Origin of the sequence: Bacteroides sp. 3_1_13, from assembly GCF_001185845.1 — a bacterium.
GTDB classification, from domain to species: Bacteria; Bacteroidota; Bacteroidia; order Bacteroidales; family Bacteroidaceae; genus Bacteroides; species Bacteroides xylanisolvens.
In genome coordinates, this window is record NZ_KQ236955.1 from 575,028 (window position 1) to 588,005 (window position 12,978).

The following is a 12,978-nucleotide window of genomic DNA, read 5'->3' on the forward strand; positions in this document are numbered from 1 at the left end:
TAGCTATCAGCTCTTCACACACTTTTGTTCTTTACATTTTTAGTCTATCAGTTCTATTTTAACGGTCTTTCCTTGTACCAGAATATGATATTCGCCGGCTTCAAGGAAGCGTTTACCATCCTCATTGACAAAACCGAAATCACGTTCCAGGTCGATGTCGAAACGGAAAGTCTTCGTTTCGCCGGCTTTGATAAGTTGTTTCTCAAAGTGTTTCAGTTCTTTCACCGGACGGGTGATAGAGCAATAAGGATCGGAAATAAACCAATGAACAGTCTCTGCTCCGTCGCGGGAACCGGTGTTGGTGACGGTCACTTCTGCTGACAGTTTATCGCCACGCTTCACCTTAGTGGCAGAAGGGGTAACAGTGCCATACTTAAATTCGGTATAACTTAATCCATGCCCGAACGGATATAACGGATCGCTTGTTATATCTTTATAAAATCCCTGATGTCCGCGTCCGCTCTTGCGGCGATTATAATAAATAGGAATTTGTCCTGTGGAGTAAGGGAACGTCATGGCTAGTTTACCGGAAGGGTTGATACGTCCGGATAAAATTCCTGCCATTGAACGCGCACCATTTATTCCCGGTTGCCATATCTCCAATATAGCATCACAAAGAGGTTCCATGCGATTTAACTCCAAGGGACGTCCATTAGAAAGCACCAATATAACAGGTTTACCAGCCTCCTTTAGTTCTTTCACCAATTCTTCCTGAATCTGTGGCAAAGCAATCGTAGAACGGGAAGCATTCTCACCACTCCAGGTAAGCATCTCGCCCAAACAAACAATGACTACATCAGACCAACGAGCAACGTCCAATGCGCCAGCAAAACCTGAACGGTCATTGCCCTGCGGTTTGCATCCCATTGCATAACGTAATTCGGCGTCTCCTCCAAACTCGGCAGTCAACCCATCATAGAGCATTTCCACATCCGTATCTTTTCCATGTCCGCACCAGGAACCCAATAAGTCCCAACCATTTTTTGCCATTGGACCTACTACGGCAATCTTTTTTTTGTTTGTAAGTGGTAATATCTGATTGTCATTTTTCAACAACACCATTGATTCTGCTGCTAGTTGAGCGGCCACAGCCATACTTTGCGGACGGAAAAAACGATCCTTCTCATTAGTAACCGGAGTATAAGGACGTTCGAACAAACCCAGACGAAATTTTACACGCAATACCCGACGAACTGATTCGTCAACTTGTGCCATTGTTACCTTACCTTCCTCTACAAGCTCTTTCAGATGACGATCGTAGGCATGAGACATCATATCCATTTCAAGCCCCGCATTAAAAGCATACTGAGCAGCATCTTTCTTTGTAGCGGCTAATCCCTGATTCTTTAACTGTTCCACAGCCCCCCAGTCAGACACAATGAACCCGTCATGTTTCCAGCGTTTCTTTAATATCTCGGTCATGATATAAGGATTAGCTGACCCGGGTACTCCACTGATGTCATTGAAAGAACTCATCAAAGTGGCCGCACCAGCTTTCACTCCCATCTCATAGGGCAGCAGATAAGTATCCCAAAGAGTTTGAGCTGAAATTTCGGTATAAACATAATCTCGCCCAGCCTCCGAAGCACCATAACCTACATAGTGTTTCAGACAAGCAGCCATACGGTTCTCTGCTGACATATCATCTCCCTGATACCCACGCACCGAAGCAGCGGCAAACACTCCATTTGTATAAGGATCTTCACCATATCCTTCGGCTACACGTCCCCATCGAGGATCACGTGCCACGTCGATCATGGGAGAAAAAGTCCAATCAACCCCAGACATGCGGGCTTCTTGTGCAGATACCGCACATGCCTGTTCTACCAATCCCGGATTCCATGAACAGGCCTGCCCCAACGAGATAGGATATATGGTGCGAAATCCATGAATAGCATCGTAGCCAAAAATGATGGGAATGCCCAAACGAGATTCTTCCATCGCTTTTTTCTGCATACTATTACGCAACTCTGGATTTATATCAAAGTAAATCAAAGAACCAATCTCTGACGGTACTTTTTTCACTTCTTCGCCAACATTATTCACATTGTTATTTCGTCCCAATGTATATTGGTTTAGCTGCAAAATCTTTTCCTCCAATGTCATACGCGATATTAAATCATCAATACGTTTTTCAATTGGAGCTTTGGCATCCTTATACAAAGGAATACTCTTTTTATCTTTTGACGAAAGAGAATGTGTGACTCCCAATAGGCACAATCCCAAAATCAAAACTTTTTTTCTCATCAATGTTTTCGTCAGTTAATTATTATTTCTAGTTTTCAGATGTATATCAAGCAATACGTAAGCAAATAATTATTCCAGCCATTCCATACACTTATCATTTACCTAAGTACCAATCACTTACAATCAGTTCATTGGAGATATATGCCCAACACGTTGGATCTATAGATCCAATATGCAGCATATATAGATCCAATACGTAGCATATATATGGCTAGCATCTTGGAAATATACCCCCAACGAACCGGAGAACTATGACCTGTCAATACACTCATTACCAACAATTAATGTATCTCGTAGCAATTGACTATGACTTACCGAGCGGTAACTTCAAATAATTTCAACCAGCCGGCAGATGTTACATTGTTCTTTACAGCAAGGTGAATTCCAATCTCATTCTGCTTTGCCGTGTCAACAATCCCAACAGCCCACATGTATTTACCTGCCTCCACGCCTTCAACCCGGGTTGTAAACGTATATGATTTAGCCGTACCTTTCACCCAATCACAAGCTTCCGGTTCTCCATCAACAAATACATACTTCGGTTTATCATTCTTGGTGTCCAATAAAGCAAAAGCCACTTTATATTTATTCTTCCACTGGGGAATATTCGTCGGACAATATCCCCAACCAAAATTATTCCAACGGTGCGCTATTTCAATCTGTTTACCATTAGAGATAGTTGTAGGCAAAGAAATTCTGTCCGGAAATAAACGGTAGCTTCCTTCTGTACAGAATTGTTTAACTAATTGGAAAGCTTCATTAAACCATGAATAAGTTTCTCCATTGCGAAAGTCTGAATTATAGCGTAAATCCATCATATTGACGCAGGCTGTTTTAGCCTCATCAAACTCACCCTGACGTACTTCTGCATAATTGGCATATCCATCTCCCTGAATCGAGTTTCCATGAGAATTTTTCACCCAGCCACCTTCCATTACTACAGGAACGAGATACTTCCACTTGGCTATAAAATTGCGTTCCCAAGTAGAATAGTAAGTTTTCATACCAAACGCATCGTGACGTAATGAATACCCTTTAGCTACTGCTTTTCCTATTAATCTTTCAGTATCTTTATCATAATTATTGCCGTCCCATTCCTTACTTGTACCTATCCAACGATGATAATTTACAAACACAGGAACTTTATCAAATACTTGAGAATATAAATCTGTCACCCAATCGAAAACAGCCTCACGAGTCGGCAGCTCCGGTTTTCCCAACTCACGCACCTGATAGTACCATACACTATGATACTCTCCCCATTTTCCAAATCCTGAACCACTTACAAACTGTACTTTGTCGGGATCATTAAAATCCTTAGCCAAAGCCCTGATAAATTTCTCATAATATTTCTGGAAAATAGGATCATCCGGATAGGGAGACCATACTTTTACTGAACCTGTTTGTGTCTCATATCCTTTCGCGCCAGCCTCTTTTACAAAATTCGGAGTAAAATTATAGTGCTTATCACGGCTATCCACCACAAAAGTAAAGGCCAATTTCATATTTCTTTGCTTAGCTCCCTCTATCAACATCTTCAGTCGCTTAGCCGAAGGGGTATCACAATCGGAGTTCCATGCATATTTTCCTTCTTCAGGATTAAAATCAGCCCAGGCACCACGAAGGTATAAGGTATTTGCATAATCAGAGACCTTTACAGTGCCTTCCGATGACGGGAAATTATCATAATCCTGCCAGAATGTGGAAGATAAACCATCACCAATACCCGCATATAATACCCATCCGGAAAGAGGATTATGCAAAATGATATTTCGATTCTGCTTTACCATGACAATGCTGTTTCCAGGAATAGAAGTATCTTCTACCAAACCATCATCACCATTACCACCTCCTTCTTCATCATTATCACTGCCACAAGCGACTAATGATATAGCCATAGAAAAAATAAGCCCACAACTTATTTTTCTCAAACTGCACATATTTTGAAAATTAATCTTCATACCTATAGCTCTTATTTTTTTATGCTTACTTTCGACAATTTTAACCAGCCCGAATCCAATATATCCCCTTTGGCGGCAATGTCCAGCCCTATGAGATCTTTATTACTCCGGTCAACCAGGCCCACAGCCCAAACATAAGTACCCGTTTCAACTTTGGACATATCCGGCTCAAATACATATTCAGCGGGACTTCCTTTTATCCACTTCGATAAATCAGTATTCGTATCCACAAATGTATATCGCACCTCATTCGTTTCAGAATCGAGCAAAGCGAAAGCTACTTTATATTTTTGATTCCATTGCGGAATATTAGTAGGACAGTACCCCCATCCCAAATTGTTCCAGCAATGTTTAATAGTCGGAGTTGTTTTTTTAGAGACTTCTAACGGCAAAGAGATTTCACTGGGATAGAGCCTATACCCCCCTTCCCGAAGGAATCGGCGTACTAAATCAAAAGCATCTTTAAACCAGGACTCTGTATCGCCAAAACGGAAATCCATCATATTGACATGTGCCTCTTTGCTGTCATCAAACTCACCGCGTCTTACGTCCTCGTGTGAATCCTTGCGATATCCTCTAGGATCCTGCCAATAACTATGTGATTTGACAATCCAGCCACCTTCCATAATAATGGGGCAGATATTACGATATTTTTTTGCGAACCTACGCTCCCAACTGCCATAATAGGTTGTCATGCCAAATGCATCATGACGCAATGAATATCCTTTCTTGATTGCTTCTTCCAACATTTCTTCACTGTCAGCAGCAAAATGTTCATCATCTACCCAATCTTTTCCCGCACCAATCCATCTATGGTAGTTAATTACTACTGGAACTTTATCAAAAGCTTGAGAATATATATCTGTCACCCAATCGAAAACTGCTTTCTTTGGAGTATCATCACCTGTTGAATAAATCATTGTATGATATTCTCCCCATTTCCCAAGTCCGAATCCATCTATAAATTCAACTTTCGAAGGATCGTTGAAATCTTTAGCCAGAGCCTTCACAAATTTAGTATAGTACTTCTGAAAAACAGGATCGTCAGAATAAGGTGACCATTTACCTTTATTCATAAATCCTTTTGCACCGGCATCTTTTACAAATTGAGGAGTAAATTCTGTTCTCTTATCACGACTGTCAACTACAACACGAAATGCCAAACGCATATTCCGCTGATAAGCTCCTTCAATATATGCTCTTAAATTAGAATCAATTTTCCAACCATATACATCTTCCTGTGGATTAAAATCTGTCCAACTAGCGCGAATATAAAGCGTATGAGCATAATCTGTCACACTAACATTGTGTCCTAGTTCAGGAATATACATATGGTCATACTGTGCCCAAAAATCTGCAGCATCCACTCCCATACTTGCATAGAGCACCCATCCTGTAAGCGGGTTATGAAGAATACGCAAAGAATCAGGCTGAATCGTAACTATGTTATTCTCCGGTAGTTCCTTATCAAATGAAACGGCTGAATTCTCGTCTCCGAAAACAGGAGATAAAAGGAACATAAACAGACAAAGAGACACAATTACTCTATAATAACTAATCTTTCTTATAACCATACTACTAATTGTTTTTTAAAGAGTGCTATATCATTGTTCTCTTTATTCATATAAAAATCACGAGATTGATATAGCACTCTTAATTTTATCCTGCTTGATTATCTCTTATCAAAGAATACTGTCAGTTCTTTAATATCTAATTCTATGTAATTAACTCCTACAGGTACACTAAAGAAGGCATAGCGGTTATGAGATTGCCCTCCGACTACAGTCTGTTTCTGATTGTAGTCACTCTCTGCAATATCAAGGCAACCGTCATAAGATCCTCTGATGGCATCTGCTGTTGAACCAAAGGTATAGCAACCTGCACTTTGCGGTCCGACTTTAAAGTTCAATCCACCCGGATGTGCATTTCCATCTTTGTCTTTAATGGAATTCTTTCTGGGTAACTCCGCTCCTTTGTATATAAACAAATAAGGATTTGCCAAACTAGGTGTCATAGAATGAGCCATAGTGAATCCTGTATCACCAGTGCCATCTTTAGCCCATCCATCGTATGGTCCCCAAATAAAGACTCTTTCAATAGTGGTAGTCATCGTATTATTATTCCATGTCCACGAAACAACCATTGGTTTAGGATCTGTTTCGGGGGAGTAAATCGTAACCTTTTTAGTATTTATGTTAATCACAACACGATAGACACCCGCAGTCTTGATATTCCAATGATAAGCAAGTGCAGCTGCTTCCGGACTCATTGTCGAGATATTCATTGCTGTACCATCTGTAAAATCGCCCGATTCTTCGGGAGCAATAGCCATATCTTTCTGTCCATTAAACAAGATCGGGAAATAAATAGTACCAGGTTGCAGTTCTGCATGGAACGCATATTGATTTTCATCTTCTATCGTGCGAGTCATCTCTACATCTGCACTAACACAAGTTCCGGCAATATAGATTTTATCAGCTTCTATAAAATTACTAGCCAAACCTATAGTAACGGTACGTGTTTCAAAATCTACCACTACACGATACTGCCCATCTTCAGGAATCACCCAATATCCAGCATTATCTATCCCCTTAATTTTAGCTTCCATTGCTCCATCAGTAATCTGTTGTTCTGCAGCAACTGGTGAGATGGCATTAATCTTATTTTCATCTTTCCAAACAATCGGGAAGTGAAGATTACCTGCCTTCAAGTCACAAATGGAAACATAACGCTTCGGCTGACTTTCCATTGGCAAGATTTCAAGATCTTCACCATCAACAGCTGTGCCTGACATATAAAGATGGTCTGCTACAAAAGTCTTTTCAGAATACATCTTTACTTTTATAGTAACTGTAGAAACTTCCGGTTTTACAAACTTAGGTCCTTCTACAGAACCGATAATACGGGCTTGTAACTTTACTAAATCACCAGGCTGCTGCTTCCACTTTGACACCAATAAACTCTGCAATTCTTTATGAGTATAACTTTTAGAAAAATCATCATCAATATACTCCCTTATCATTGTGTTTGTTCCAAAACTGTTATTTTCCAGATCCATTTTATAAAGATAGGAAATATAATAGTCAGAGCCTATTGGGTCAGCTTCCGTCCAGTTTAACGTCAATGCAACCTCATCCGGGGTATCTTCCTTGAGTTCTATTTCATAATCAGAAGGAGTAAGAACTAAACTTGTACGATTGTCGAGCGAATTAGTAGCATCGTCATCATCATTGCATGCTACTATGAAACACGAAGCAAGTGTCAGGAAGAAGAACCGTAAAAGGTTCTTCTTAAATATATATCCGTTTTTCATATCTATATTCAATATATTAATATTATAACTATTTATTGGTTTCCGACGGTCCAGTCAGGAGTTTGTACCAAATTCCAATTCTTATCAATATCGTCCTGTGGAATAGGCCACCAATAGCTTATAAACTTACGTGTCTGATATACTGTACGAGTATAATATTTATTTCTATAGTCCGCATCGGATACTTTAATATAAGCATTCATGCCATAAAAATCACCATCCAATACTTTCTCGGCTAATTTCCAGCGACGCAGATCATTAAAACGAAGTCCAGATTCACAATTCAATTCCACACGCCTTTCTTGACGAATTAACTCGCGCATTTCTACAGGATCTGATGGGGCTGTTATCTTGCCTTCTTCAGCTGAAACACTATATTCGGGAATACCCGCACGCTCACGAATCAAATTGACATATTTCAGAATCTCTTTTTGATTGGCAGTATAAGTGCCCTTCTCAATGCTATATTCATTCAACGCCTCAGCATAACTTAAATAGATCTCTGCTAAACGACATAATGCACCATGACGGTTTTTATAATCTCCACTACCTTCTTTGGGATTTGCAGATGGATCTACTCTCTTACGTACCAGATAGCCGCTCCATGGAGCGTCATGAGAAGGACCACCGTCTTTACCATCCATATAGAAATCTGTATTTCTCTTACCACCAATATGCCATTGTTCGTTATGCAGTACTGAAATATAAAAACGAGGCTCGCGGTCACAATACATTTTATAGGTATTGGCATCTACAACTACATTTTCATCTTTATTACGATCTCCTTCTGAAGACCCATACTGCCACTTTGTAGAATAGGTCTCTTTTTGCGTACTAAAGCCTGTCTCTGAATAATTAGCATCAGGGTTAACTTTAGGAGAACCATCCGAATTATAACCTATAATAGGTCTTTGACCGTTTCTCATGAAAAAAGCATCAACCAAAGATTGGGTTATTCCGATCGCTCCCACTCCATTAATACCCAAACCACGTGGAATACAGTTTTTATCATACCATCCACCAGAATCCATTGTGCGAACAAACAGTAATTCTCTGTTAGCTTCGTTCCATCTCTTCATCACTGCATTCTGATAAGAAAGAAAAGGATCAATATCACCGTTATCCAAATATTCATAATGCAAATGATAGCCAGCGGCTTCCGCCTCATCGATAACCAGTTTACAAGCATCTACTGCTCTTTTCCATCGTTCCGGATCATGTGCAGAATTAAAGATAGGGGTTCCATCAATGTTTTTTATATTCGCCAATGCAGGATTACCATTCACCAAGTCGCTAGCAGCAAATAATAACATACGAGCACGCATTGCCAAACATCCAACAGAAGTCACACGGCCATATTTCTTATCTTCAGTTTGAGTGGCAGGCAATTGTTTTGAAGCTTCCAGCATTTCTTGATCTGCCCAATCAATTACATTATAAAACGGCTCTTGTTTCAACATCAGATCATCAGCCGAAGTACTTTCACTAGCCTCGCGAATAATAGGAACTGAACCATAAGCTATAGCCATCATAGAATTATAATAAGCTATAAAGAAACGGCATTCAGCTTTCATAAAGTCTACTTCTTCAGCCGGTACAGCCTCCAATGGGTGAGCATGTTTTATAAACAAATAAGCAGAACGAATATATTTGGGATAAGTATTCCAATAAGCAATTACCCCGGGATTGTCTGCTGTCCAGTTACCTTTTTGATATTGAATGGCTTTAAATCCTTGCGCTTCCCAACCAACTGAAGGAATCAGTTCATCAGCTATGGCATCCGGACCATCATAAGTATAATATTCGGGCAGGCCGCGATAAATATATGCCAGCCAACGTTCCATATTCTTTTTATTCTCAAATACTGATTCTAAATCCAACTGGTCATCCGGTTGCTTATTCAGATAATCAGAACAAGAAGAAAAAGTAAATGTCGTAATAATACTTAGTACTATAAATTTTAATATGCTATTTTTCATATGCGCTATTATTAGAATTTAATTTCAAAACCTGCAGATAACGATTTCATAATTGGGTACGCAGCCCCTGTAGTATTTTCGACTTCCGGATCCCACAAATCAAATTTTGAGAATGTTAAAAGATTTGTTCCTCTCACGAAAAGACGAATGCCTGATATAACTGTAGTATTTCTCCACAAATTCTTTGGTAAGGAATAACCAAGTTCAATGTTTTTTAAACGTAAAAAACTCATATTCCGCAGCCACCATGTAGATGGTTGGTTATTATTACTATTTATACCGTCATCCAATCGCGGATAAAATACGTTCTGACTTGGGTTGTCTACAGTCCAACGATCATTTGCATTAGTAAACATATTGCCTGTCACTCCTCTATTGGCACCCGGAATAATGCTTGATCCTAAAATATTCCAACTACGACCTATTCCTTGAAAGAGAGCTCCAAAATCTAGATCCTTATATTTCATATTCAGTCCAAAGCCATATACTATCTCCGGATCTTTTGTTCCTCCGATTGGCGATTTATCAAATACGTCCACTTTACCATCACCATTGACATCCCTGTATCTGATATCTCCCGGGCGGAGTTTGCTTACAAAACTTTGAGTCGGAATTCCTTCTTTCAGTTTACCTGTACTTACGTCTTCAAAATCGTCTTCTGTAAACAAACCTTCTGCTATATAGCCAGTTAATTGCCCTACCGGATGTCCTGTTTCAGCACGGTTAGTACCAACTACTGCACTAGGTTCATCCTTTTCTGTTATTTCATTATGAGCATAGGTAAATGTTCCCATTAAGCTGACAAATAAGTCTTTGCCAAACTGTTTATTAACATTTAAGGAAACTTCTACACCCTGATTAGTCACTTTTCCAAAATTCTTCCAAGGCTGCTTCATAAATCCAGCCGTCATCGGAACAGACTCACGTGGCATAAATATATCTTTACGGCGTTCGTCGAAATAATCTAATTGCAAATCAATCATACCATTCAGGAAACCTAGCTCAACCCCCAAATTCATCTTATTAACAATCTCCCACGTCAAATCTTGTACAGCAAACTCACCTTCCGCCATACCAGTTAAACCATAACTACTATCCAATCCCCATTTATACATGTTTAATGTATCATAGTCATCGGTAATTGTAGAAAGGTACGCAAAACGGCGTCCACCTAAATTAGCATTACCTACCTGACCATAAGACGCACGCAATTTCAATTTAGATATGACCTTACGCAATGGTTGCATAAATGCCTCTTCCGATACAATCCAGCCAATTGCTCCTGAAGGGAAAAAGCCATAACGTTTACCTTTGGCAAAATTTTCAGAGCCATTATAGCCAAAATTAAATTCACCTACATATTTACCCGAATAGGTATAAGATGCACGTCCTGCCAATCCCTGATTACGGTAAGGCAACTTGCTTCCATCATCATAATTACGACGATTAAACAATAACATTGCAGCAACGGAATGTTTCTCTGCGAATGTACGGTCATAAGACAAAGTTGCTTCCATATATACGCTCTTATTTCCATAGTCACCGCTTTTTGAGTAATCCAAGAAATTAGTACCATTGGATTTTGATGCTATAATCAAATTACCTTCATCATCACGTCCTGTAGCAGGTACATAATAATCCGGTGTCTTTCCACGAGAAACAGTACCTGAAGAAAACCTGTCAAATGAGAATGTACCTTTTACTTTCAATCCCGGAAGTAAGAATTTCAAATCTTGTTCTACAGAAAACAGTGTTTCAATCTTACTGTCGCTTCTTCTTTTATATCCACTTTGAGTAGCCCATGCCCAAACGTTTGGCTCCTCTGTTGTCGGTATCTGTCCACTGGAATACTGTGCAGGGAAAGCATGAGGTACAGCAACGAACGCTTTCTGGAAAATTTGAGATACATCTTTCGTTGTAGAATTTCTATCTTGCAAATATCCACCAATATTAAAACGTAATTGCGTAGTAGGACTTAATTTCAAATCCACATTAGAACGAACGTTATAACGTTGCAATTTAATAGTAGGATCCCAATCATAGCTTTTATCACGTTTCAAAATACCACGTTCATTATACGCAGCAGCAACAAAAGAATAACGTAATGTCTCTGTACCACCAGAAATATCTACTGTTACACGCTGATTCGAAGCATAATCATTTGCGATTGCATCCATCCAATTCACGTCCGGATATAAATCAGGGTCATAACCTGCACGAGTTTTTGCAATACGATCTGTATATTTAGGCTGTTGTCCTGTATCCATCAAGATATCATCCAAAACCTGCATATAATCTGCCGCACCCAAATACTCGGGAAGTTTAACTGGCTGTGTAGCTGCAAATTCAGCCTTTACAGTCACACGAGGTTTACCAACTTGTCCGCGTTTTGTATTAATTAAAATAACACCATTAGCTCCCCGCACTCCATAAACAGCACTTGCAGCAGCATCTTTCAACACAGAAAAAGATTCTATCTCTTCAGGATCAATATTATTCAAATCGCGTTCTATACCATCAATCAAAACCAATGGGTTTTGTCCGGCATCCTGGAATGTACTAATACCACGAATCCAGAAAGAAGAATTATCATATCCCGGTTCACCAGAACGTTGCACAGCTAATACACCGGCAACTGTACCAGCCAGATTATTACTTATTGAACGAGTAGTAGAAACCTTTAACTTAGCAGGCTCAATCGTTGTGATAGAACCAACAACAGACTCTTTCTTTTGTGCGCCATAGGCAACCACTACAACCTCATCTAATTGACCAACATCTTCTACCATTTGTACATTAACAACCTTCCGGTTATTAACTACCTCTTCTTTAGGAACAAAACCAATATAACGGAAAGAAAGCACAGATTTTCTTTCAGGAACAATAATACTATAATTACCATTCATGTCTGTCAATGCATGCACTGTGGAATCATTTTTCAAAATGATTGTTACACCAATCAAAGGCTCACCTTTTTCATCTGAAACGTTACCTGTTACCTTAATACCCTTTTGTTGTATAGTTTGTTGTACTTTAGGAGCTTCTGGCACCGAAATAGTAATTTGTCTTCCCGACATCTTATAATTCAGTCCTGTCTCTGAGAACAACTCTTTTAATACAGCATCTATTTTCTTATTGGAAACTGAAATGGAGACTTTGTTATTCAGATTTTTCTGAACATTAGCAGAGTAAATAAAAATATACTTACTATGTTTTTCGATATAATCTAAAATATCTTTAACTGTAACATTCTCATACTGTACTGAGAATAAATCTTCTTCGGAATTCCAACTAATAGAATTAGTACCGAATGAAGAGAATGGAATCATAAAAAAGACGTTTATAATGCAAAAAAGCTTAAGTCTTTTCTTTAAGTGTAAAAAAATAGTTTTCTTTACCATAAAAATTTCTTTTTAGGTTAACAATTTTGGATTTATTGATTTAACTAGGGAATTACTATCGGGTAAATACGGCAATA

The 12,978-nt window shown here is 39.1% G+C and carries 6 protein-coding genes; all 6 read right to left on the minus strand.

What is annotated here, in order from left to right; all coding sequences use genetic code 11:
- Positions 1-39 precede the first annotated feature (39 nt).
- Positions 40-2,247 carry a glycoside hydrolase family 3 N-terminal domain-containing protein gene (locus HMPREF9009_RS02230; protein ID WP_049701333.1) on the minus strand — a complete coding sequence of 736 codons (2,208 nt, stop codon included), beginning with the start codon at positions 2,245-2,247 and terminating at the stop codon, positions 40-42.
- Positions 2,248-2,558: 311 nt separating this feature from the next.
- Positions 2,559-4,208, minus strand: coding sequence for a hypothetical protein (locus HMPREF9009_RS02235; protein WP_049701334.1), 1,650 nt, complete (start codon positions 4,206-4,208; stop codon positions 2,559-2,561).
- Positions 4,209-4,219: 11 nt separating this feature from the next.
- Positions 4,220-5,782: a hypothetical protein gene (locus HMPREF9009_RS02240; RefSeq protein ID WP_008642449.1), complete on the minus strand. Its 1,563-nt coding sequence runs from the start codon at positions 5,780-5,782 to the stop codon at positions 4,220-4,222.
- A 98-nt stretch (positions 5,783-5,880) separates the two neighbouring features.
- A complete protein-coding gene (locus HMPREF9009_RS02245; protein ID WP_008770559.1) occupies positions 5,881-7,521 on the minus strand; it encodes a SusE domain-containing protein in 1,641 nt (546 codons plus the stop codon).
- Positions 7,522-7,553: 32 nt separating this feature from the next.
- Positions 7,554-9,500 carry a RagB/SusD family nutrient uptake outer membrane protein gene (locus HMPREF9009_RS02250; RefSeq protein WP_049701335.1) on the minus strand — a complete coding sequence of 649 codons (1,947 nt, stop codon included), beginning with the start codon at positions 9,498-9,500 and terminating at the stop codon, positions 7,554-7,556.
- A gap of 11 nt (positions 9,501-9,511) precedes the next feature.
- The gene (locus tag HMPREF9009_RS02255) at positions 9,512-12,901 is read right to left on the minus strand and encodes a TonB-dependent receptor (RefSeq protein ID WP_049701336.1); all 3,390 of its coding nucleotides are present in this window, start codon (positions 12,899-12,901) and stop codon (positions 9,512-9,514) included.
- Positions 12,902-12,978: the final 77 nt, after the last annotated feature.

Excerpts from the sequence above, each read along its gene's own strand:
- HMPREF9009_RS02230 (WP_049701333.1), bottom strand. The coding sequence starts at position 2,247 with ATGAGAAAAAAAGTTTTGATTTTGGGATTGTGCCTATTGGGAGTCACA.
- HMPREF9009_RS02235 (WP_049701334.1), bottom strand. The coding sequence starts at position 4,208 with ATGAAGATTAATTTTCAAAATATGTGCAGTTTGAGAAAAATAAGTTGT.
- HMPREF9009_RS02240 (WP_008642449.1), bottom strand. The coding sequence starts at position 5,782 with ATGGTTATAAGAAAGATTAGTTATTATAGAGTAATTGTGTCTCTTTGT.
- HMPREF9009_RS02245 (WP_008770559.1), bottom strand. The coding sequence starts at position 7,521 with ATGAAAAACGGATATATATTTAAGAAGAACCTTTTACGGTTCTTCTTC.
- HMPREF9009_RS02250 (WP_049701335.1), bottom strand. The coding sequence starts at position 9,500 with ATGAAAAATAGCATATTAAAATTTATAGTACTAAGTATTATTACGACA.
- HMPREF9009_RS02255 (WP_049701336.1), bottom strand. The coding sequence starts at position 12,901 with ATGGTAAAGAAAACTATTTTTTTACACTTAAAGAAAAGACTTAAGCTT.